This window comes from Crocinitomix algicola, from assembly GCF_001661595.2.
In the GTDB taxonomy this organism is placed as follows: domain Bacteria; phylum Bacteroidota; class Bacteroidia; order Flavobacteriales_D; family Crocinitomicaceae; genus Crocinitomix; species Crocinitomix algicola.
The window spans coordinates 86,712-110,200 of record NZ_LYPF02000016.1 but is presented as its reverse complement, the minus strand read 5'-3'; the positions used below and the strand labels follow the sequence as shown (position 1 = coordinate 110,200).

At 33.0% G+C, this 23,489-nt stretch carries 17 protein-coding genes and 1 tRNA gene; 9 read left to right on the top strand and 9 right to left on the bottom strand.

The genetic code is table 11. From position 1 onward, the window contains the following. Positions 1 to 2 precede the first annotated feature (2 nt). Together A8143_RS10350 and A8143_RS10345 are read right to left on the bottom strand one after the other, a co-directional pair. The gene (locus A8143_RS10350) at positions 3 to 2,762 is read right to left on the bottom strand and encodes a histidine kinase dimerization/phosphoacceptor domain -containing protein (RefSeq protein WP_066758763.1); all 2,760 of its coding nucleotides are present in this window, start codon (positions 2,760 to 2,762) and stop codon (positions 3 to 5) included. Beyond that, positions 2,762 to 4,258 carry a toxin-antitoxin system YwqK family antitoxin gene (locus tag A8143_RS10345; protein ID WP_066758762.1) on the bottom strand — a complete coding sequence of 499 codons (1,497 nt, stop codon included), beginning with the start codon at positions 4,256 to 4,258 and terminating at the stop codon, positions 2,762 to 2,764. The genes A8143_RS10350 and A8143_RS10345 overlap by 1 nt, the downstream gene beginning before the upstream one ends. Before the next feature lie 532 nt (positions 4,259 to 4,790). Here A8143_RS10345 and rpiB point away from each other — a divergent pair. Then, positions 4,791 to 5,222 carry a ribose 5-phosphate isomerase B gene (gene rpiB / locus A8143_RS10340; RefSeq protein WP_066758761.1) on the top strand — a complete coding sequence of 144 codons (432 nt, stop codon included), beginning with the start codon at positions 4,791 to 4,793 and terminating at the stop codon, positions 5,220 to 5,222. A gap of 2 nt (positions 5,223 to 5,224) precedes the next feature. On the opposite strand, the gene A8143_RS10335 is transcribed toward rpiB, so the two are convergent. Beyond that, the gene (locus A8143_RS10335) at positions 5,225 to 6,442 is read right to left on the bottom strand and encodes a TlpA family protein disulfide reductase (RefSeq protein WP_066758760.1); all 1,218 of its coding nucleotides are present in this window, start codon (positions 6,440 to 6,442) and stop codon (positions 5,225 to 5,227) included. Positions 6,443 to 6,554: 112 nt separating this feature from the next. On the opposite strand from A8143_RS10335, the gene A8143_RS10330 reads away from it, so the two are divergent. The 3 genes from A8143_RS10330 (at position 6,555) to A8143_RS10320 (ending at position 10,671) form a co-directional block, all read left to right on the top strand. Next, positions 6,555 to 7,118: an RNA polymerase sigma factor gene (locus A8143_RS10330; RefSeq protein WP_245676498.1), complete on the top strand. Its 564-nt coding sequence runs from the start codon at positions 6,555 to 6,557 to the stop codon at positions 7,116 to 7,118. Further along, a complete protein-coding gene (locus A8143_RS10325; RefSeq protein ID WP_066758759.1) occupies positions 7,108 to 8,241 on the top strand; it encodes a T9SS type B sorting domain-containing protein in 1,134 nt (377 codons plus the stop codon). The genes A8143_RS10330 and A8143_RS10325 overlap by 11 nt, the downstream gene beginning before the upstream one ends. A 105-nt stretch (positions 8,242 to 8,346) precedes the next feature. Then, complete coding sequence (locus A8143_RS10320; protein WP_066758757.1) at positions 8,347 to 10,671, top strand: CotH kinase family protein; 2,325 nt, start codon at positions 8,347 to 8,349, stop codon at positions 10,669 to 10,671. A 52-nt stretch (positions 10,672 to 10,723) separates the two neighbouring features. On the opposite strand, the gene A8143_RS10315 is transcribed toward A8143_RS10320, so the two are convergent. The 3 genes from A8143_RS10315 to gltX form a co-directional block, all read right to left on the bottom strand. Further along, positions 10,724 to 10,794 (bottom strand) — tRNA-Cys (locus A8143_RS10315). Between the two features lie 59 nt (positions 10,795 to 10,853). After that, on the bottom strand, positions 10,854 to 11,207 hold the full coding sequence (gene folB, locus A8143_RS10310) for a dihydroneopterin aldolase (RefSeq protein ID WP_066758755.1): 354 nt from the start codon (positions 11,205 to 11,207) through the stop codon (positions 10,854 to 10,856). A gap of 9 nt (positions 11,208 to 11,216) precedes the next feature. Next, entirely contained in the window at positions 11,217 to 12,743 is a 1,527-nt protein-coding gene (gene gltX / locus A8143_RS10305) for a glutamate--tRNA ligase (RefSeq protein WP_066758753.1), read from the bottom strand. Between the two features lie 188 nt (positions 12,744 to 12,931). Between gltX and A8143_RS10300 the strand changes: the two genes are divergently transcribed. The 5 genes from A8143_RS10300 to A8143_RS10280 are packed head-to-tail and all read left to right on the top strand — an operon-like array spanning position 12,932 to position 19,925. Next, on the top strand, positions 12,932 to 16,312 hold the full coding sequence (locus A8143_RS10300; protein WP_139134330.1) for a coiled-coil domain-containing protein: 3,381 nt from the start codon (positions 12,932 to 12,934) through the stop codon (positions 16,310 to 16,312). Next, positions 16,313 to 16,714: an ATP-binding protein gene (locus A8143_RS10295; protein ID WP_066758746.1), complete on the top strand. Its 402-nt coding sequence runs from the start codon at positions 16,313 to 16,315 to the stop codon at positions 16,712 to 16,714. Beyond that, positions 16,707 to 17,138 carry an rRNA maturation RNase YbeY gene (gene ybeY, locus A8143_RS10290; RefSeq protein ID WP_066758744.1) on the top strand — a complete coding sequence of 144 codons (432 nt, stop codon included), beginning with the start codon at positions 16,707 to 16,709 and terminating at the stop codon, positions 17,136 to 17,138. Before A8143_RS10295 ends, ybeY begins: the two co-directional genes overlap by 8 nt. A 39-nt stretch (positions 17,139 to 17,177) precedes the next feature. Beyond that, complete coding sequence (gene mnmG / locus A8143_RS10285; RefSeq protein ID WP_066758742.1) at positions 17,178 to 19,052, top strand: tRNA uridine-5-carboxymethylaminomethyl(34) synthesis enzyme MnmG; 1,875 nt, start codon at positions 17,178 to 17,180, stop codon at positions 19,050 to 19,052. Then, complete coding sequence (locus tag A8143_RS10280; RefSeq protein ID WP_066758740.1) at positions 19,053 to 19,925, top strand: class I SAM-dependent methyltransferase; 873 nt, start codon at positions 19,053 to 19,055, stop codon at positions 19,923 to 19,925. 182 nt (positions 19,926 to 20,107) lie between these two features. On the opposite strand, the gene A8143_RS10275 is transcribed toward A8143_RS10280, so the two are convergent. From A8143_RS10275 to A8143_RS10265, 3 genes are read right to left on the bottom strand one after another with little or no spacing between them, the layout of a single operon-like run. Next, entirely contained in the window at positions 20,108 to 20,815 is a 708-nt protein-coding gene (locus tag A8143_RS10275; RefSeq protein WP_066758738.1) for a hypothetical protein, read from the bottom strand. 46 nt (positions 20,816 to 20,861) lie between these two features. Continuing rightward, positions 20,862 to 22,949 (bottom strand): type IA DNA topoisomerase, encoded by a 2,088-nt coding sequence (locus tag A8143_RS10270; RefSeq protein WP_066758736.1) that lies wholly within the window; start codon positions 22,947 to 22,949, stop codon positions 20,862 to 20,864. A gap of 16 nt (positions 22,950 to 22,965) precedes the next feature. Next, entirely contained in the window at positions 22,966 to 23,484 is a 519-nt protein-coding gene (locus A8143_RS10265) for a dihydrofolate reductase (protein ID WP_066758734.1), read from the bottom strand. Positions 23,485 to 23,489: the final 5 nt, after the last annotated feature.

Here is a 23,489-nt window from a genome sequence, read left to right as displayed (position 1 = left end):
AGCTATAGTTCTTGCTTTTCAAATATAATTAAATATTTGGTACCTTTCTCAGTTTTTAAAATTAACTCCCCATCTATCTGATCTACTAAAGTGTCAACCAGACCCAAACCGAGCGAATCACTTTCTTCAATTTTAAATCCTTCAGGCAATCCAACCCCAAAATCCTCTACTCTAATTTGAACCTTCCCATCCATTTCTTTAATTTCAATTTGTATTTCGCCACTTTCTCCTTCTGGATAAGCATATTTTAGGGAATTTGAAACTAACTCATTTAAAATCAATCCACAAGGAATTGCTTGATCTAAAACCAATTCCACTTGATCAATATCCAAGTTCAATTTAGTTTTACCGGAGTATAATTGGTAAGAATGTACTAAATTTTGAACCAAATTTGTAATGTAATCGTGAAAATTAATTGAAGCAAAATCCTTTGTTTGATACAAACTTTCATGAATATAAGACATCGATCGAATTCTATTCTGACTTTCATTAATGATTTCTAACGTTTTTTCGTCTTCTACATAGGATGATTGTAAATTCAAAATACTACTAATAACTTGTAAATTATTCTTGACGCGATGATGAACTTCTTTTAATAAAATTTCTTTTTCCTTAACTGATTCTATTAACCTCGTTTCAAACTCCACTTTATCTGTAACATCTCGAGTTAAAACAATTACTTCCGAATCATCAACACTTGAATATCGATTTTCGAAAACCATTTTTTTATCAGTTTTTCCAATAATAAATGGAATGATAAAATTTTGCGTATGCACTGTTCCTGTACCAATTGCTTTTTTAATATTGTATAAAAAGGAGCGTGCAATTCTTTTATCTTTAAACACTTGCAAAACATGTTCTCCAATCAATTCTGTTGTTACTGCAAAATTCTTTAATATTTTCTCGCCATCTTCATTCAACCTAAAATCAGTAAAATAACCGTCTTTGCTTACTTTAAAAAGCATATCCGGAATGGCAGAAACTGTTGCTCGATTATTGGCTTCACTATCTAAAACTTTTCGTTCATTTTCTAGTTTTTCAGTTATATTATGCGCAATAAATGCAATCTCTTTTATCGGTTCATTTTCTACTTTAACAGGACTTATAAAGCATTCTAACCAAACCTCTCCTTTTTTAGTAGGAAAATGAATAATTATATTTACTGATTCTCCTCTCAACGAAGATTTAAAATCTTTAATTAATTCACTGTAAGTATCTTCGTGTATTGGAACTGTATTTAAAAAATCATCCCCAACATTTAAATCAACGTCTAAATAATCCTTCATCATTGTTTTAAAACTTTGATTAAAGGTTGATATGGCTAAATCACGGTCAATGGTAAGGACAAATAAGTTTTTTGAACTTTCAAATAAGGCATTTAACTTAGACGTATTCTCTTGTAAATCAATTTGAGTTGCGCGGTGTCTTTTAATTTCTTCGGATAATTTCTTATTGGTTTCTTCAGCAATTTCAGCACGAATTTTTTGAATACTATATTCATTTTGTAAAGTGATGTCTGTTAAAATCAATAAAATCGAACTTTCTCCTTTATAAATTACTTTTACTAAACTGATGCTAAATCGTTTTTCATAACCCGGCTCACCTAAATCAATTTCAGTATAAGAACTCACTTTTTGACTAGCCTCTGCCAATAATTCGCGCAAAAGAAATTTTTGTTTACTCGGAAAAATTTCAAAAATATCTTCTGAATCTTTATTTAAAAACTCACCCGCCAATTCATCCGCTTTCGGATTTTTATAAACTAATTTGTTTTTGGTAAAAATAAAGGTACTTGCTTGAGAATTATCAACAATATTTTTAAAACTCTGCGCCATTTCAGATAATTCAAGCGCATGTTGTGTCTTAGATGATACATCATTAATTAAAACTTGATAAACCGCTCCTTCTGATAAGTTTAATCGAACAAAAGAAACTTCAGCTTCAAATATGCGCTTGTTTTTAGTTTTAAAATTGCAGTCAAAATCAATTCTTTCTAATATATTCAACTGTAATATTTGTTCACCAATACGTGTTTTTTTTTCAGTTGTTTCAATCGACAACTCACCAAAATATTGCGATAATAACTCATTTCTAGAAAATCCAAAAACATCCTCAGCTCTTGCATTTGTATCCACAATCAGAAACTTTTTATTGACCGGTTTTAAAATTAATATGGCACTATTTCCATGTTCGAATAAAATACGGTACTTGTTCTCAGAAATCTGCATTTCTTTTCCACTATTAATCAAAGTACTCAGCCAACGAGTAACCACAAAAGAAGCGGATGAATAAATGAGTGAATATGCAATGTAACGGTATTCAAAAATATCAAATTGCGTTGCTAATAGAAGTAAGGTTAAATGATAAATAATAAAAAAAAGGATCGTAATTTGGCGCTCAAATAAGAGGTAACAACTATTAGCACCTACTATTAAAACAAGTAAAACAGCATTAATTGTGGGATGAAAAACAAACCAAATCAAGCTTGTTAAGCTCAATAAAATAACTAATGTTTGATGAATTAGTAATTGGTTTTTCTTTAAAAACAATGAGTTACGGCCCAATTTGAATATTAATAAACCAACCAATAAAAATGCTAAAAGCGTAATAATTTCATTGTTATTATCTATAACTATAAAATAACCTAGAAAAAAAGTGACGAGCGGAAAGGCAAATATAAAAACCTCATTATATAGCTTTAAAGTTGTATCATTTGACTGTTCATCAAATGTACTTTTATAATCAAATTGTGGTTGTTCCATTAAAGTTCTTCTGTTACCGGTATCACTTTTACCCCGTCAATTTTATAAATTTCTCCTCGTTTGTATATAATTTCTTGAGTAATTATTCCCATTCTATCGTAGGTCCTCCATTTTCCATGCATCTCACCTCCTAGATATTTCCCCACTTTTTTTGTTATTCCATTTTGATGATAATAATAATGTTTTCCTATTGGTTCACCATCATTATACTCGCCTTTAAAAGCTATTTTTCCGTTTTTATAATAGGAATGCCATAAACCATCTTTATACCCTAATACAAAACTTCCTACTTCCTTAAAATCGTTCACATGATAAAACCATGGCCCTTCCCTTACGCCATCGAAATAATCACCTTCTGTTAAAGCTGTTCCTAAGGAATCGTATTCATATACGGTGCCTTCTAAGTTTTCGTTTCGATTATAATATTCTTCTCTCCTAACTTGTCCATTATGATAATACCAAATCCACGAACCACTTAACTTATCTTCTTTAAAACTTCCTTCTTGTTCTTTTTTACCATCTGAAAAAAAGTAAATCCATTTCCCTGTCTTTTTACTATTTTCATAGGCTCCTTTTGCCTTAATCGCACCAGACTTAAAGTAATAAACCCAATCACCTTCATAAATTCCATAGCCAGTTATAATACCTTCAGCTTCAAGTGTATCATTAGCATAGATATACCCGTTTATAATCTCTCCATCTTCACTATACTCTCTAAATATTCCATTCTTCTTACCTTGATTAATTCCACCAATCAACTTTAAATTTCCATTTGGATAAAAAGTTTTATACAAATCAATAATTACCAGCTCATCACGATGCCCGGCTACGGTATCTCCCTGCATTTTTTGAAGATCTATCAATTTACCTTTCTTATTATAAATTTTTGATAATCCATTTTTACTTCCAGCCTTGTACACAATTTCAGAGGCAATATCTCCATTCTTAAAATAGGTTCTCCAAACTCCTGTTTTTTTCCCCTCTTCATCATAGCGGTTATATTTTTGTTGATCCTTTAGAAACCCATTATCATAAAGAGCTTCAGTGATTACAATTCCGTCTTCATTGTACTCTAATAATAAACCTTCCTCTTTACCGTCGATAATTTCTACGAATGATTTTATGTTGCCATCTGGAAAATATTCTACCCTTTCCCCTTGTGGTACATCATTGATATAAAACATTTCTTTCACAACATTCCCCAACGTATCTAAAAATACCGCACAACCATTCTTTTTATCATTCTCATATTGGAAAGTTTTACGTTTCCTTCCTTCTTCATCATAAAATATCCAAAGACTATCAGAAAGACCGAGCTTCTTTTGCCCAATGCTCTTTATAGTTCCATCTTCGTAATACGATTTCCAGATTCCAACAGGCAAGCCATCTTTAAAATATCCTTCGCTTGCTTTTCGTCCATTTTCATAATAAAATACATTCTTTCCATTCGGATCTATTTCTTGCGCATTTCCTTCAAAACATAATCCAAAAATCATTATCCATAAATAACTATATCCAATAAATTTTTTTTTAAAAAGAGAGAAGTATATATTATTATTAGGGCTGTTCATTTGTTAATAAGTGCGTATGTTTTTTTAGGATTTCTAAATTACGTCTTTTTTTTAATAAATTGCTAACAGTTCATAACATAAATATGCCTTGTAAATCAAAGGGAAATGTAGGTTATTAACAATTTATTATTTTTTCAAATTGTGTATATTTCTTTTTTTAAAACCTCATTTTTGTGTCGATAAATTTGTGTCAAAATATCTGCTAAATAATTATTGTTTTACAAATATTCCGTTACCTGAAATTATTTTTTTAGAAAACAAATAAACTTATTACAATTAATTCATGCTTTGTTATGGGTTTATTAACATTGTGCTAATCTTACTTGTGAATTACGGAGCTTTTTTAAGCTGTTGATTTTCTTAAGGTTTCAATTTTATTAAATAAGATATAAACATTTATCAACAGGTGCTTTTGGGTGTTTAGTTAGAAAAGCATAGCTTTGTAAAAAAAGATTTTATGATTATTCCTATAGGTTGCGATCACGCTGGTTTCGAGTTAAAAGAAAAGGTAGTGAAATACTTGAAAGAACAAGGCTTTGAAGTTAAGGATTATGGTGCTTATTCAGAAGAAAGTGTTGACTATCCTGATTTTGGTCATAAAGTAGCAAAACATGTAGTAGAGGCAAAGGATGGTTTAGGAATTGTTATATGTGGAAGTGGAAATGGAATAAACATGACGGTTAATAAATACCAAGATATTAGATCTGCTTTGTGTTGGACCGTAGAAATTGCTGCTTTAGCAAGACAACATAACAATGCCAATATCATTGCTGTGCCAGCTCGTTTTGTTGCTGAAGAATTGGCATTAGAAATGGTTAATACTTTTTTAACAACCGAATTTGAAGGTGGACGTCACGAAAGACGTGTGAATAAGATTAGTTGTTCGTAGTTTTATTCTTTGATTAGCGTGTTGAGAAAAGCATCTGTTCTCTCCACAAAATTTTCATAATATATTCCTGTTCCAGGTCCGTTAAATCCTGTGTGCACTTTACGAATTTTACCTTTTTTATCAATAAAAATTAAGGTAGGGAAGGAGATGATGTTATTCAGTTGCGGAAATAATTCTGATGCACATGATTTACAGGCACTTCCTCCCATTAAAAAAGTATAATTGAGACCTAAAACGGCTTTATAGTTTCTTATTTTTTGAATACGATCTTCTAATTTTTCGGGCATTTCAAATGTTACGGCGATAATTTCTAATTCATCACCATATCGCTGTTTTTGTTGAGCTAAATAACGACTTTCGTCTAAACAATTAGGACACCAACTTCCCATTATTTGTATTAAGGTCACCTTGTCTTCAGTATCTTTATTTGGGTAGGTGTAAGGTAAATTATCACTACTTGTTAAGGATAATTCCAAAGGAATATCGTTAATGACATAGGTTAACGAATCAGGATGTTTTAATTCAAAATTTTCATTTTTAATGGCGTACCATTTACTTTTATAATGTGTACCAGATAAAAATTCACCCCAAAGGGTATCTTGCTTCAATTGTGCACTGAATAAAAAAGCATGTGATCCGTCAAAGGTGGAGAGGTATAAACTGTCTTTAGTCGCAATTCCTTCTAAAAATCTATAGTCTCCCGTTTCAGTTAAAAATGTTCCTTCAATTTCATTTAAATTATTGACGGATGAATAATGGAATAAACCTATGGCTTTTTCTGCTTGCTTTTCATAATTAAATGTGACTTCCCATTTTCCTGGAATAGTTGTTTTTTCTTTTTTGTAGGGAAAGCGCTTTTTAATACCGAATTCCGCTGTAAAAGGTATTTTATAATTTGGCCCTTTAGAATAATTATGCCAGTTGCCAAGTATCTTATTTTTTGATTTTATTTGTGCTCGTAATTCAGAGTCAAAAGTTGCAAAAGGAATGTAAAGTGAGTCATTTTGGAGGTTAATATTGGTTAATTCAATTCGCTCTTTCCCGTTTATTATGTAAACTAGGTAAGATTTTTTTATCTTTATTACATCAATAGTTACAGGTAAATTTTTTTTTGCACTTAATTGAAATTCTACATGCCAATTCCCGGTTTTAATTTTTGTGTTTTTAGCAATAGCAGGAATTGTAAATAGGATAATAAAGAAGAAGTGAATAAGTTTCATTTAGTGTAGGCATTTATTGAATGAAAGTAGATTCAGCCAATTTTTGAGGGTTAAATATAGGAATTTTACAATTAGCCGTGCAACTTTTAAAAAGATTGACAGGTCTACTTATATGGAAAGCGTAAATATGACGGAAGAGCAATTAGTAAAAGAATGTATTTCCGGAAATGCGAAGGCTCAGAAAACGTTCTATGATTTATTTGCAAGAAAGATGATGGGTGTTTGCTTACGCTACACAAAAGATCCTATTGAAGCTCAGGATGTATTACAAGATGGGTTTGTTAAAGTGTTTACGAAATTGCCAAAATTTGTAAATAAAGGATCGCTAGAAGGGTGGGTGAGAAGAATTATGGTGAATACCGCATTAGACCAATATCGTAAGAATAAAAAATTTCAACGAGACGTAGAAATTGATTCAGTTTCGTTTAAATTGGAAAAGGATGATTTTATTGTGGAAGCAATGAATGCTGAAGATCTTTTAAAAATCATTCAATCTATTCCAGAAGGTTATCGTATTGTGTTTAATCTTTTTGCAATTGAAGGGTATTCGCACAAGGAAATTGCACAGCAGCTTGGAGTTACTGAAAGTACATCAAAATCTCAGTATTCTCGAGCAAAAAAAATGTTAAGGAAATTATTAGTAGAAAACAATTTAGTTGAAGAAGGTGAAAGATAATTTAAATATAGAGGAGCTATTTAAAGAAAAATTTAGCTCATTTGAAGGGGAGGTAAGTCCAGATGCTTGGACTAACATTCAACAAGGAATGCAGGCAGCCAAAGCTACGTCTTCGGTAGTTGCGGCTAAATCTGGACTGAGTTTATTCTCTAAAATTGCGATATTATCGAGTGGTGTTATTCTTGCAACAGCAACAGCTTTATATGTGGTTAATGACAATCATGAATCATTGGCGGAGAACAATATTATTAATGATGCCCAATCTAAAGATACGAAAGAATTACATTTTGATGAGCAGGTAAATTTCGAAGAAAGTGATGAAATGAACACTCATTTAAATGAAGCGTTAAATCCAAGTAATTCGAATGATAATCAGAAATTAAAAGATAGCGATAATGGTGTTAACAATGATAATATCGATGAATCAGAAATACACAACGATGAGCTTTTAATTGATGAAAATTCTTTTCAAAACGAACAAGATATTTTTGGTTTAGAAGATTCGGATAACAGTAAGGAGAGTACCTCTAAAACAAATACTACGGTTGATAAGACTGAGCAAAATAAGAGTGAAACTGAAATGAATAGTACGGCTACTTCAATTGCCGAAGTTAAAGGGCGTATAACTTTTACAAAAGGAGATGAATTTGCTCCTTCAACTTATGTTTTTAATTCGAATGCTGAACATGCTAATCGTGTTGTATGGGATTTAGGTAATGGTGACAAATTAGAAGGCGAATCAATTGAATACACCTTTGAACAACCTGGCGATTATACAGTTGTAATGAATATACATGGTGATGATCAAATTTACCAAGAAACGCAATTGGTTACTATTAAAGCATTATCAGGTATTGATGAAATTTCGAATGTGATAACGCCAAATGGTGATCGAATTAATGACTTTTTTATAGTAAATACGCACAACATCGAAGAGTTCTATATTATCATTAAAGATAAAAATGGACAAGTTGTTTTTGAAGAGACTGATCCCGAGTTCAAATGGTATGGTGTAGATTTAGGTGGTAATCAACTTCAAAAAGGTTATTATTATTATTCTGTTTATGCAAAAGGTGTTGATGGCCAAGAGTATAAAAAGGGTGGACATGTTGAAATTCAGTAAATTTTAATTTGATAATAAAAAAAGAAACGCTTGCCTAATATGGTAAGCGTTTTTTTATTTTACCTTTTCAGTTAACTTTGACTGTATTATTCAAGTACAATTAATTTGAAAAATTTATTGACTTATATATTCATTTGTGCTGTTTCCTTGGCTCATAGTCAAGGAAACGATACGTTAGTACGTTTTAGTCCTGTTGGAGGATTGTATGAGCAACAAATGGAAGTCCAACTCTATGCTGAAGAGGATGTTTCAATCTATTATACCTTAGACGGATCAATTCCTAATTCAACTAAAATCAGGTATCGCGATCCAATTAAAGTAGATGGAGTAGCTGTTATAAGGGCAATAGCTTATAAGAATGGTCAAAAATCTGCTATTGTTACACATTCTTATTTTACGGATAGAAAATATACTTTACCTGTTGTGTCAATAACAACAAATCCTGGTAATTTATGGGATTCATTATACGGAATCTATGTGAAAGGATGTTGTGCCGACACGGTAGAACCATATTTAGGAGCCAATTTTTGGAAAGATTGGGAAAAATTAGCGCACATTGAAATGTATGAACCGGATGGTAAACTCTGTTTTAATCAGGATGTCGGAATAAATTTGTTTGGTGGTTTTAGTCGCGCTTTACCGCAAAAATCCTTGGCAGTTTTCGCACGAAAAAAGTATGGAAATAATCGTATTGAATATCCAATTTTTCCTGAACGAGATCATGATAAGTATAAATCTTTTATAATTCGTAATTCAGGTGGTGATTTCCTTCGAACGCATTTTAGAGATGCATTAATGACTCAGATGGCTGCACCAACAGGTTTAGCAATTCAAGCTTATCGACCTGCTGTTATTTTTTTAAATGGTAAATATTGGGGAATACAAAACCTAAGAGAGAAAATAAATGAACATTACTTAAAAGCCAATTTTAATGTCGACAAGGATAATGTTGATATATTGCGACATAACGGGGTGAAAAGGCATGGTTATTCAACCAATTATAAAAAGTTATTGGCCTATCTAAGATCTCATGATTTAGGTCTTGATTCTAATTTAAACTATCTACGAACTTTCATGGATGTTGATGATTATATTCGTTATAATATCGCAGAAGTATATTCTGATAATCGTGATGCAGGTGGTAATATTCGTTATTGGCGTGAACGTAATGATTCGGCAAAATGGCGTTGGGTTTTTTATGATTTAGATTTGGGATTGGGTAATAACGAGCCGAATGGTTATAAACGCAATACACTTAAAAAATTTACATCTGCTAATGCAGAGGCTTGGCCTGATCCTGCATGGTCAACGTTTATTATCAGAAAATTATTGGAGAATAGAACGGTACAAATTCAGTACATTAATACCTTTTGTGACCATTTAAACACAGTATATCATCCCGATACTGTATTAACCATGATAGATGAGTTTAAAATGACGTTACAACACGAAATGCCTTATCATCTTAAACGCTGGGGTTCAAGTTATGAGAATTGGGAGCATCATATTGAAATAGTGAAGCATTTTGTTAAAGAAAGACCCAGTTATTTAAGAAAATTTATTGCGGAAAAATTTGATTTAAGTGGTGAAATAAAAGTAACTATCAAATACCCAGGTTCAAATAAAGGTATCGTTCAATTTAACTCTTTAACGATAAATCGTGATTTTGTGGGGACTTATTTTAAAGATATACCGTTAACAATTGAAGTTAAACCCAAGCATGATTATGTTTTTGTTGGATGGGAGGGAAGAGTGGAAAGTGAACCTCTAATAAGCGTACAAAGTTTAACAGATATTGAATTAATTCCAATAATTGAAGCAAAACGTAAAAGTGAATATTATGATTCACTCCTTTTTACTGAGATCTGTGCTTTTCAAACAGAAAGTGATTCTTCAGAAGATTGGATTGAAATTTATAATCGATCCAATTCTAGTATAGACATTTCTAATTGGATTTTTACAGATAAGTCTTATCACGATGGTTTTGTTATTCCAGAAAACACAGTGATTTTACCAAATGAATATGTGATTTTAAGTGAAAGTATTAACGCTTATAAAACGCGGTTTAATACGGATACTGTAAAGGTTATTGGGGATTTTGATTTTGGCTTATCAGCAGATGGTGAATTATTAAAACTATATGATAGTGATGGTTTTATGGTAGATTCTATCAGTTTTGGTGGTGTAGATTTGGATTCATCTGCATCCTATAATCTAATTCATCCTGATTCGTTATCGCATCAAATTGTAAGTTGGAAATTAGAACAACCCAATCCTGGTATTGGTAGTAGAACTTATCGTGATTTCTTAAAACATGAGGCGGATAAAAAACGTTGGACCCAATTGTTTTATATCGGAGGGGGTAGCTTTTTTTTTATCTTGGTGGTTGGAATATTGTGGCGCCGATTTTCTAAAAAAAGAAGAAAATAATTCGTATTTAGGATATAAAAAAACCTTCACGTAGTACGTAAAGGTTTTTTAGAGGTCCCGAGCGGATTCGAACCGCTGTAGATGGTTTTGCAGACCACTGCCTAGCCACTCGGCCACAGGACCATTTTTTGGTAGGGGCAAAGATAAAAATAAAATTCTAAAAGAACAGCAATATAGTTGAATTATCCTTCAATTATTACTGCCACCTCTTTAACAACTCCTTGAATAGGTGGATTTAGCTTTCTAACTTTAACTTTAGCTTTAATTAAACTCGGAAATTCTTTTTGAAAACGTGTAATTATACGATGTGCAACATGTTCGATTAGCTTTGATCGTATTGCCATTTCTTCAACTACAATATTTCTCACTTGTACGTAATCTATGGTGTCGGCTAATTCGTCTGTTTCTGCAGATTTGCTAAAATCAGTTTTGAGTAGTGTATCAACAATATATTTTCCACCAAGTACGGATTCTTCATTCATACAACCATGGTATGCAAATACTTCAATCCCGCTAACTTCTATTTTATTAATCATTTTATAACTTTATAGGGAAGCTTTTAAGGCATTTACTTTTGCGATTCCTTCTTCCATTCTATTTATAACTTTTTCTTTGCCTAGTAGGGCGCAAATGTCAAACATTGATGGACCCATTCCTTTTCCGGTAACGAGCAATCTAAATCCAGGGCCTACTTTACCAAAACCATATTCGTTCTTGTTAAGGTATGCGCTGAAACATGTTTCAATATTTTCGGTGTCGAAATTATTAATCGTTTTTAATTCGGCTAATAATTCTTCCATTATTGGGGTGGTGTCGTCTTTCCATTTTTTTCGAACGGTTTTTTCATCGTAGGATTCTATCTCGTTGAAAAAGTAATCACCTTCCGCAAAAATATCACCTAAAAATGTTGCACGTTCTTTCATTAAGCTACAAACAGCTGCTACATATTCATTTTCATAGGTAGATAATTCGTTGAATTCGCTCTTCATTTGTTGGGCCAATTCAGAATTATCGGTAGCTCTTAAATACTGTTGGTTAAACCATTTAGTCTTATCAGGATCAAAACGAGCGCCAGATTTACCTACACGATCTAAGCTGAAGATTTCAACTAATTCGGCTAAAGTGAATAATTCTTGATTATCACCAGGATTCCATCCTAATAATGCTAACATATTAACAAATGCTCCCGGAAAGTATCCATTTTCTTTGTAGCCTTGATAGGTTTCTCCTTCTTTACTAATCCAGTTAATCGGAAATACGGGGAATCCTAATCGATCACCGTCTCGCTTACTTAACTTACCTTTACCATCAGGTCTTAAGATCAATGGTAAATGAGCAAATTTTGGTCGTTCCCATCCAAAGGCATCATAAAGTAATACGTGAAGTGGGGCAGAAGGTAGCCATTCTTCACCTCTTATCACATGAGTGATTTCCATTAAATAATCGTCTACAATATTGGCGAGATGGTAAGTAGGCATTCCTGTTTCTTTAAACAAAACCTTATCATCAAGATTATTTGTGTTTACAGTTACCCAACCTCTAATTTCATCTTCAAATTTTACATCAACATTCCTTGGCATTTTCATACGAATGGTGTAAGGCTCACCAGCGTCTAATCTTTTCTCAACTTCTTCTTTTGATAATGATAAGGAGTTTTTCATCGAAGAACGTGTCACACCATTGTATTGCCAATTGGGTAAACCCATTTCCTTGGCTTGTTCTCGCATGCGTTCAAGATCTTCACTGGTATCGAAAGCTATGTAAGCTTTTCCACTTTCAACGAGTTGATCTGCATAAGGTTTGTAAAGTGCTTTTCGTTCTGATTGAATGTAAGGGCCTTTATCTCCACCGTAACCAACACCTTCGTTGGGTTCAATGCCACACCACTTTAATGATTGGAGGATGTATTCTTGTGCCCCAGGAACAAATCTTTTTTCATCGGTATCTTCAACTCGGAGAATAAAATCTCCGCCATGTTTTTTAGCGAATAAATAATTATACAAAGCTGTTCTTACACCTCCCATGTGTAAAGGACCTGTTGGACTTGGAGCAAATCGAACCCTAACTTTCATAGTTGTTTATTTTAATTATTGGCGCAAAGATACAATATTGATGCGAATAACTTGTTCGATTTATGGTATAGGGAGATTTGTGAAAAGGTCTTCGAAAATATTTGTTAATTAATTGAACTAAATTAAGGGATTATTGTATGATCTTTATGATTTCCTTAATTTAGTCTGTATAATCTAAAAGTTTACCATTGAATAAGTTTCAAAAGTTAATCGAACAGATAGAACGTTTCATAAAGAAGTTCTATAAGAATGAAATGTTAAAAGGGGGTGTACTCGTTTTAATCGTTTTATTGTTGACCTATTTAACTGTTACAGGTCTAGAATATTTTGGTCGTTTTGGATCTTCGATGAGATTGTTCTTATTATTGAGTTTTATTGTTGTAAATAGTTATATATTAGTTAGATATCTGATAATACCTTTATTGAAATTATACAAACTTGGTAAACATCTCAGTCTTTTAGAAGCTGCGGATATGCTTGGTCGAATCTTTCCGGATGTGGGGGATAAGCTTAGAAACACCTTGGAGTTAAAAAGTGATGAAGCTGCCATGGTACAGAATGTCGAACTTGTTAACGCGAGTATAGAACAAAGATCTGATGCACTATCTGCAATTCCCTTTTCTGGCGCAATTGATTTAAAGGAGAATTGGCGCTATGGTAAATTTCTTATACCTGTTATAATTTTGTTTGTTTTGGTTGGCGTGTTAAACCCTAATTGGTTTATAGGCGGGTCTGAACGGGTGATTAATTTTAATACAGAGTTCATTGAGCCGGCACCTTTTAATTTTGTTTTAGTTAGTGATAATAAGGCAGTAGAAGGAGAAAATTATAAGTTACAATTAAAATTAGTTGGTGAAGAAATTCCTAATGAGGTCAAAATCTTTACCAACAAAGGAAATTATAATCTAAAACAAAGCTCAAACATAGAGTTTGATTATGAATTTGTAAATCTTTCTGAGCAGCTTAGTTTTTATTGTGTTGCCAATGATTATCAATCTAAAAATTTTAAGGTTGATATCTTAAAGAAACCAATTATAGAAGATATGAAGTTATATGTCTCTTATCCTGCACACACTGGACTTGAGGATGAGGTTTTCGAAAATTCTGGTGACATTGAAATTCCTGAGGGGTCCAATGTAAAATGGGAACTTCAATCCAAAAATATGGCCGAAGTTAAGGTTATGTTTAGGGATTCTTTATTCGAATTAAAAAGTACTATCTCAAATAAACACACTTTTTCAAAATCATTTTTTAAGTCTGAAGAATACCAGCTTTTATTCAGCTCTGATGACATTAAGAATGCCGATTCTGTGAATTATATGGTTGGGGTAATTAAGGATAAATTTCCTGTTATTAGTGTTGATGAAATTGTTGATAGCACGGATGCGATGGTGCGTTTTTTTGAAGGTAAAATTTCAGATGATTATGGCTTTACCAATCTTAATGTTCGCATGCGTATTAAACGTAATGATTCCACGAATACAATTACTAGGGCGCTTAATTTTAGTCCGAGAGCTGGAACTCAGTTGTTTTCTTTTGGTTTAAATTTGAGAGATTTCAATCTAAAGCCGGGTGATGAGCTTACTTATCTTTTTAGTGTTACCGACAATGATAAGATTAATGGTTTCAAGTCTAGTGCTACTCACAGAATGAAATATGCAGTTCCTGAGCTTGATCAACTCGAGAATCAATTGGGTGAGAATGATCAAAAAATAAAAGATAATATCGATAAAGCCACCAAGGATGCAAAGGATTTAAAGGAGGATGTTCGTAGGACAAAACAGGAGCTATTGAACAAACCAAATTTAGATTGGAAGGATAAACAGCAACTTCAAAATTTAATTGATAAGCAGAACGAATTAAAGGATAATATAGAAGAACTTAAGAAGGATTTTGATGAGAATAAAGACAATAAAGAACAATTTCTTGAGAATTCTGATCAATTAAAACAGAAGCAAGAGGAGTTACAGAAATTAATGGAAGAGTTATTGGATGAAGAACTACTGGACTTATTTGAGGAATTAGAAAAATTACTTGATGAAATGAATAAAGATGATATCATTGAGAATTTAGAGGAGATGGAAATGAATTCAGAAACATTAGAAGAGGAATTAGATCGTACATTGGAGTTATTTAAGAACATGGAGCTTGATCAAAAGCTCGAAAATTTAGAGGAGCAATTGAATAAATTAGCGGAAGAGGAAGAGGCTCTCAAAGAGAAAAGCGAAAATAAAGAATTGACCAATGAAGAGTTATCTAAGGAACAAGAAAGGTTAAATGAAAAGTTCAATGAAATTCAAAAAGATATCGATGAAATAGAGGAGAAGAATGACGAATTGGAGCGACCTAGGAATATGGAATTTGATCAGGAGATGGAAGATGCTATTGAGAAAGAAATGAATGAGTCAAAGGATAATTTAGATAAGAATAAAAGAAAAAAGTCTGAAGAAAATCAATCTAAGGCGTCTGAGATGATGAAACAAATGGCTGAAAGTGCGCAAGCGATGCAGTCAGTGGGTCAACAACAGCAGAAAAAAGAAGATATGGAAGCCTTACGTTTTTTATTAGAGAATCTTATAACGTTATCTCATGATCAGGAAGATTTAATGGGAACTTACAATATAACGGATAAGAATGATCCATTTTATTTAGACTTGAATAGAAAGCAATTGGCTGTGTCGAAAGCAACCGTTGTGGTTAAAGATTCTTTAATAGCATTAAGCAAAAGAGTATTTGAATTGTCTGAAACCATAAATAAAGAGTTAAATGATTTAAGTTATAACTTAGATAAGTCATTGAATTATTCGGAAGATCGAAAAACAGGTATGTTGATGCAACATCAGCAATATTCGATGACGGCGTATAATAACTTAGCTTTGCTTTTGTCAGAAGTCTTGGATCAAATGCAAAATGCGATGAAGAATCCTATGCCTGGAAATGGAAGTTGTGATAATCCTGGTGGGCAAGGGCAAGGTAAATCAGGTAAAAAACCATCAATGCAAGACTTGAAACAACAACTGCAAGATCAAATAAACCAAATGAAAGGTGGAAAGCAACCAGGCGGAAAAGAAGGTAAAGGGGAAAAAGGAGAAGGTATGGGTGAAACTCCAGGCTCAGGTTCGAATTTAATACCGCAATTAGGAGCAAAGGAGCGTGCAAAAATGGCAGCTGAACAAGGTAAATTAAGAGAAGGACTAAAACAACTCAAACAAGAGTTAAATAAGGATGGTAGTGGTGCTGGAAATGGATTAGATGAGATCATAAAAGATTTAGAAGATTTACAGAATGAATTATTAGATGGTAAGGTAGGTTCTGATTACCTTAAACGACAAGAAGATATTTATACGCGTTTATTGGAGAGTGAAAAGGCTTTGAGAGAGCGAGGTTATAGTGAAGAACGAGAGTCTAAAGAAGGAAAAAACACAAAGGAAGGTAACCTAAAAGAATTTACTGAGTATAATAGAAAAAAGGATGCGGAGATAGAATTTCTACGTACGCTTCCGTTGGAATTAAAGATTTATTATAAGTCTTTAATCAATGATTATTTTAACGCAGTAAATAAGGAGTGAATGCATAGTATAGAGATTAGGTCTGATTTGAAGTTTATGTCAGAAGTTGAACTTTTGGTTGATCAAGTTTGTGAGGATCTAAAATTAAATGAAGATCATTATGGTAATATTTTAATTGCAGTTACAGAAGCTGTGAATAATGCAATCATTCATGGTAATAATTCGGAGGAGGATCGTAAGGTGAAGATTGAAGTAGAGGAGGAGAACAAGGCGGTTACATTTACTGTTTATGATGAGGGAAATGGATTTGATTTTATGAATTTGCCAGATCCTACTGCTCCAGAAAATATTGAGAAGCCTGATGGTAGAGGTATTTTCTTAATGAAGAATTTAGCAGATGATGTGAGTTTTGATTTGAATGGTTCCAAAGTTAGTATTACCTTTGCATCGAAAAATGGATAAGAACATTATATATAATTTCGAAGATGTAAAAATTCCGGACTTCAATCCGGAATTTTTTAGTTTATGGCTTAAAGAAGTTATTAAACAATACGACAGAGAGGTCGGTGAAATAGCGTATGTTTTTTGTTCAGATGATTATTTACTCGATGTGAATAAAGAATATTTAGACCATGATTATTATACCGATATTATAACATTTAACTATAACGAAGGTTCTAGTTTAAATGGAGATTTATTTATAAGTTATGATCGTGTTTTAGATAATGCTAATCAATTAGAAATAGATAGATTTGATGAATTGTGTCGGGTGATGGTGCATGGTGTGCTTCATTTGATCGGTTTTAATGATAAAACGGAAGAAGAGGAAGTCGAGATGCGAAGAATAGAAGATGAATGTTTAATGTTAAGAAAAAGTTTCACGTGAAACATTTTAGAATTGTTCCACGTGAAACATAGGAATTTTATGTTGCCAGAATATGATATAATTGTTGTGGGCGGTGGTCATGCAGGTTGTGAAGCTGCTTATTCCGCTGCTAAAATGGGGTCGAAGGTTTTGTTGGTGACAATGAATCTTGCGACTATTGCGCAAATGTCTTGTAATCCTGCTATGGGAGGTGTTGCTAAAGGTCAAATCGTTCGTGAAATTGATGCGCTTGGTGGGGGTTCGGGCTTGATTACTGATCGTTCTGCTATTCAATTTAAAATGCTGAATTTGTCGAAAGGGCCGGCGATGTGGTCGCCTCGCGCCCAAAGTGACCGAATGCGTTTTGCGGAAGAATGGAGGTTGTTGTTAGAGCGGACGGAAAACGTGCATTTTTGGCAAGATATGGTGAATGGACTTATTGTTGAAAATGATGAGTTGAAAGGTGTGACTACGTCAATGGGACAACGAATATTTTCAAAGTCGGTAATTCTAACCAATGGAACTTTTTTGAATGGTTTAATTCACTTAGGAGAAAAGAACTTTAAAGGAGGTCGTTCAGGTGAAGGAGCAAGTTATGGAATAACGGAACAATTGGTAGAATTGGGCTTTGAAACTGGACGAATGAAAACAGGAACTCCTCCGCGTGTTGATGGACGTTCTCTGGATTATTCGTTAATGGAAGAACAGCCTGGAGATGAAAACCCTTTAAAATTTTCATACGATGTAAATACAAAACCTCTTAATAAACAAAGAAGTTGTTACATAACTTATACTAATATTGAAACGCACGAAATTTTAAGGTCTGGTTTTGATCGAAGTCCAATGTTTAATGGAGCAATAAAAAGTGTAGGTCCAAGGTATTGTCCTTCAATCGAAGATAAAATTAATCGATTTGCAGAACGTAACCGCCACCAAATTTTTGTTGAGCCAGAAGGATGGAATACAGTTGAAATTTATGTCAATGGATTTAGTACTTCTTTACCAGAAGAAATTCAGTTAAAAGCATTAAAGACGATACCTGGATTTGCAGACGTTAAAATGTTTAGACCGGGTTATGCAATCGAATATGATTATTTTCCGCCAACACAATTAAAACATACATTGGAAACTAAATTATTGAGTAATTTGTTTTTTGCCGGTCAAATAAATGGTACAACTGGTTATGAAGAGGCAGCATCTCAAGGTTTGATGGCGGGAATTAATGCTCATCTTAAATTGAATGATAAACCAGAGTTTATTTTGGGAAGAGCGGATGCGTATATCGGAGTATTAATTGATGATTTAATTACTAAGGGAACGAAAGAACCTTATCGTATGTTTACCTCTCGGGCAGAATATCGTATTTTATTAAGGCAAGATAATGCTGATTTACGATTGACTCCTAAAGGTTATGAAATTGGATTGGCATCCAAAGAACGTCTGAATAGAGTAAATGAGAAATTGAAATTTACGGAGGAATTGAAAAAGGTCTTAGCAAAAACTAGCGTTAATCCCGAGGACATAAATTCGTATTTAGAAGCAATAAATTCTGCGACGATAAAACAAAAGGTTAAAGCAGATTCAATTTTGAAAAGACCACATATAACATTAAAAGGTTTAATGAATAGTTCAAATGATTTGCGAAATGAATTGTTGGCTGTTTGTGATGCAGACGATGATGCATTTGTTCAAGCTGAAGTTCAAATTAAATATGAGGGTTACATCGTTCGTGAAGAAGAACAAGCAAACAAGATGGATCGTTTGGAGAATGTAAAAATTCCGCCTGATACGGATTATTCTTTACTATCATCATTGTCGGCAGAGGCGGTTGAAAAATTAACCAAAATTAAACCAGTAACAATTGGCCAAGCGAGTAGAATTAGTGGTGTTAAACCGTCTGACATTTCTATTTTATTGGTATATCTCGGAAGATAAATGAATACAATATCAAATTGTCCTATATGTGATCATGATGCTTTTAAATTGTTTTTAAAAGGGAAAGATTATAGTGTTTCGCAAGAATTTTTTAATATAGTTTCATGTAATAAATGTGGATTTCATTTTACAAATCCAATTCCTAGCGAAGCCAAAATAGGGGCGTATTATAAATCTGAATCCTATGTGTCGCATTCTTCTTCTAACAAAGGATTAATTAATAAAATCTATCTACAGGTTAGAAAATATACACTTAAGAAGAAAGTCGATTTGGTTAAACAATTTACGAAATCAGATGGATTGTTAGATATAGGAGCTGGTACGGGACATTTTATTAATGCATGTCAATCAAAGGGAATTAATGCTTTGGGCCTAGAACCTGATGAGGATGCACGAAATTATGGTGTTAGTAATTTTAATGTAAATGTTAAAGATATTAATGAGCTCCATGTATTAAAAGATAATTCACGTGACGTTATAACGATGTGGCATGTCTTAGAACATGTGTACCATTTAAATAGGGACGTTGAAAAGATTACTAGAATCTTAAAGGATGATGGTAAATTAATAGTTGCTGTTCCTAATATGAATTCTTATGATGCAAAAATTTATGGTGAGTTTTGGGCAGCTTTTGATCTTCCGATTCATCTCTACCATTTTACCCCATCTGATATAGAAGCTTTATTTGATAAGTATAACCTTAAGATTGATGAAATTCTTCCAATGAATTTTGATTCATTTTATGTTTCAATGCTCAGTGAAAAATACAAAGGAGGAAATCTTATGCGTGCCTTTTGGAATGGTCTTTTATCTAATATTAAGGCAAAAAAGGGTACATATTCTTCTCAAATTTATATTTTATCTAAAAAATAGCTTTTTAAGCGTTTTTAAGCGACTTTAATTGTTTTTTGATACAAACGTATAGGATGGTTGGTGTTCGTTGATTAGGTTAGACGTAAATTTCACACCTTAAAAATGTATTAATACATTAATATTCAGCTAAATATAGTAATACGGCTTATTATTTAACTTTTTATTAAGATTTTAACTCAATGTTATATTTTAAATCGTATTGAATTATGGTTTTCTTTTAGGTTGAATATTTCTTTTTCTAAAATTGTTCGATATAATTCTCCTAATAAAACTTGCATGCCAAAACTGTAGTAGGGTTTATTAAAAGCGGTCTTAATTTCTGGATTGGTGTTAAATAAAAATCGCTGGCCAATTGAAATTCTTGGAGCGAGCCAATTAAAGACAAAATATTTTGTTTGAAAAGCGATAGATAAGGCATTATAAGCTTCATTTGTTGTTTTTTGGAATATTCCCACGCTGTCTTCATAATATGCGCTTATTTCTCCTGTGCTGAACTCTAAAGGTGTTGCGAATTCCCATTTGGGTAACCGGTAAATGACGCGTTCGTAGAAAACAGAAGCATAGTTTGTGGTAAATACCATTAGAGAGGTATCGGTGGCATCTGGATAATTAAGGGGAATGTCGGAAAATATTACATGTTTGTCAAGTTCATAAAATCCAATGCCGAAACGGTGAACTCCCCTGAATTCAGAACCAAAACGTATGCCGTTAATTTTGACAGGTTTGGTTTTAAAAAAAGAGCGTCTAGCGTCTAAGCCTAAAACAATTTTCCAGTTTTTCTCACCGATAGAATGAGGAAAGAGTATATTATAGCCTTCTTGCTTAGTTTGGGCCAAACTTGGAATCGTTAGCAACAAAATAAAAACGAATATTAATAAACGCGTTGGCATATAATTTATGTGTATACTTCTGATTTAATTCTAATTAAAAAGTGAATTAAAGTTGCTCTTCAAAACTGATATTAAAATCATCTGTGAGTATTAATTTACCGTTCTTTTTTTGATCATTTGCGGTTTTAAAACCCTTGATGAGTTTTGTTTTTCCCTTTTGTATTAATTCTTTGGTTTGGTTTTCGGTTAACTTTTTACCCATCATTACAAAAGGCAGAACAAAGTCGCATCCACTTTTGTGGTTGGAACAACCATAAGCTTTTTTACCTTTTAAAATACTTCCTTCTTTGCACTTTGGACATTCTAAGGATACAAGTATATTTTGATTTGCACTATCGTTTTTCTTTTCATTCACTAAGGCAATTTTTTTATGATCGGATTGCATGACTTCATTTGTTAAGTCTACAACCATATCAATAAGTTCATTTCGAAATGCTTTCACATCGTATTCGCCTTGTTCTATTTGTCTTAATTTGTATTCCCATTGTCCCGTTAATTCTGCAGATTTTAATAGATCGGATTGTATTACGTTTATCAAATCAACACCTGTCACAGTGGCGTGAATATTCTTTTTTTTCTTAACGATATATTTTCTTCTAAATAGAGTTTCAATTATGTTTGCTCGGGTGGAGGGCCTTCCAATTCCGTTTTCTTTCATCGCTTCACGTAAATCATCGTCGTCAACATTTTTACCAGCAGATTCCATTGCTCTAAGTAGAGTTGCTTCAGTAAAATATTTTGGTGGCCTCGTTTCTTTCTCTTGGATTTCTGGAGTATGAGGACCACTTTCACCTTCTTTAAATTCTGGCATTATGTTTTCCTCATTTTTGCTTTTAGCGTCTTTTTTTTCATTCTCAAAAACGGTTCGCCATCCCGGTTCAATAATTTGTTTGCCAGTTGCCTTAAACTCAACTTTATCAACATTTCCTATAACCGTTGTATTGGATACTTTACAGTCTGGATAAAAGGCCGCGATAAAACGTTTAGCAATAGTTGCATATATTTTTTGCTCATCAGGATTAGTTCCAGATGGACTTATTCCAGTAGGTATTATCGCGTGGTGATCAGTGACCTTATTATTGTTAAAAACCTTTTTAGATTTTGGAATTTTTTTTGCCAATACTGGGGCAGTTAGCTGAGAATAAAATTTTAAGCCTTCTAAAATTTTAGGGACTTTCGGATAGATGTCATCAGAAAGAAATGTGGTGTCAACTCTAGGATAGGTGACCAATTTTTTTTCGTAAAGCCCTTGAACAAGTTTTAAAGTTTGTTCGGCTGAGAAGCCAAATTTATTGTTTGCTTCAACCTGAATTGAGGTTAGATCAAACAAACGGGGTGGTGATTCTTTTCCTTCTTTTTGCTTATAGTTTTTAATTGTAAACGGCTTATCTTTAACGTACTCAATTGCCTTTTCGGCTTTTTCGATCTGGTTGAGTTTGCCAACCGTGGAAGAAAAAAGGACATCGCGATAGTTCGTTTTTAATTCCCAATATTTTTTAGGTTTAAAGTTTTCTATTTCTTGCTGACGTTGAACAATCATTGCCAAGGTTGGTGTTTGGACTCGACCTATGGACAATACTTGTTTATTTTGACCGTATTTTAAGGTATATAGACGAGTGGCATTCATTCCTAATAACCAATCTCCAATAGCACGGGAGCTTCCAGCAGCATATAGATTAATAAAATCATCTCCGTTTTTGAGCTGTTGAAAACCTTCTTTTATTGCTTCTTCAGTTAGCGAAGAAATCCATAATCGTTTAATGGGTTTTTTGTTATTTGCTTTTAATAAAACCCATTGTTGAATTAGTTCTCCTTCTTGACCAGCATCACCACAATTTATAACCTCATCACATTGTTGAACAAGCCGTTCAATCGTTCTAAATTGTTTTTGTGCCCCAGAATCTTTCATGAGTTTTATACTAAACTTAGAAGGTATCATAGGCAAAGTTGCCAAGTTCCACCATTTCCAAATAGGCATATAATCATGGGGTTCTTTTAAAGTACAAAGGTGCCCAAATGTCCAAGAAACCCAATATCCATTACCTTCAAAATATCCATCTTTTTTTAGGTTGGCACCTAAAATAGTGGCAATTTCTCGAGCTACACTTGGCTTTTCGGCAATACAGAGTTTCATTACTTTCGTTCAGTGTTTATTTTTTCGTATAGTGATAAACAGCGAATGCATATGGATTTTTCTCATCGACTGGATGTTCAAAATGTAATTTTTTATTCCATTTCTCTTCATCAAATTCAGGAAAAAAGGTGTCTGCTTCAAAATATGCATCAATAAACGTGATAAACATTTCATCTAAAAGGTTATGCGTAAGGCAATAATCATATATTTGCCCACCACCAATGATATACAGGTCTTTACCTTTAGAAATATCTGAATTTGTTTTATAAAATTCAATTGCTTTTTCAATTGAATGGAAGACGGTGCAATCGTTATGTTCGAAGTCCTCGTTTTTAGTAATCACTACATTAATACGGTTGGATAATGGCCTATACTTGGGAGGAATTGAATCCCAATTTTTTCGCCCCATAAGAACAATATGCTCTTTTGTTGTTTCCGTAAAGAATCGCATATCAGCAGGTAAATGCCATATTAAATCATTGTCTTTACCAATTTCGTTATTTGCTGCCTTTGCAACGATGAGTTTTATCTTCATGCTCT

Coding starts and splice junctions, on each gene's coding strand:
- A8143_RS10350 (WP_066758763.1), bottom strand. CDS start 2,762: ATGGAACAACCACAATTTGATTATAAAAGTACATTTGATGAACAGTCA.
- A8143_RS10345 (WP_066758762.1), bottom strand. CDS start 4,258: ATGATTTTTGGATTATGTTTTGAAGGAAATGCGCAAGAAATAGATCCG.
- rpiB (WP_066758761.1), top strand. CDS start 4,791: ATGATTATTCCTATAGGTTGCGATCACGCTGGTTTCGAGTTAAAAGAA.
- A8143_RS10335 (WP_066758760.1), bottom strand. CDS start 6,442: ATGAAACTTATTCACTTCTTCTTTATTATCCTATTTACAATTCCTGCT.
- A8143_RS10330 (WP_245676498.1), top strand. CDS start 6,555: ATGGAAAGCGTAAATATGACGGAAGAGCAATTAGTAAAAGAATGTATT.
- folB (WP_066758755.1), bottom strand. CDS start 11,207: ATGATTAATAAAATAGAAGTTAGCGGGATTGAAGTATTTGCATACCAT.
- gltX (WP_066758753.1), bottom strand. CDS start 12,743: ATGAAAGTTAGGGTTCGATTTGCTCCAAGTCCAACAGGTCCTTTACAC.
- A8143_RS10295 (WP_066758746.1), top strand. CDS start 16,313: ATGCATAGTATAGAGATTAGGTCTGATTTGAAGTTTATGTCAGAAGTT.
- ybeY (WP_066758744.1), top strand. CDS start 16,707: ATGGATAAGAACATTATATATAATTTCGAAGATGTAAAAATTCCGGAC.
- mnmG (WP_066758742.1), top strand. CDS start 17,178: ATGTTGCCAGAATATGATATAATTGTTGTGGGCGGTGGTCATGCAGGT.
- A8143_RS10280 (WP_066758740.1), top strand. CDS start 19,053: ATGAATACAATATCAAATTGTCCTATATGTGATCATGATGCTTTTAAA.
- A8143_RS10275 (WP_066758738.1), bottom strand. CDS start 20,815: ATGCCAACGCGTTTATTAATATTCGTTTTTATTTTGTTGCTAACGATT.
- A8143_RS10270 (WP_066758736.1), bottom strand. CDS start 22,949: ATGAAACTCTGTATTGCCGAAAAGCCAAGTGTAGCTCGAGAAATTGCC.
- A8143_RS10265 (WP_066758734.1), bottom strand. CDS start 23,484: ATGAAGATAAAACTCATCGTTGCAAAGGCAGCAAATAACGAAATTGGT.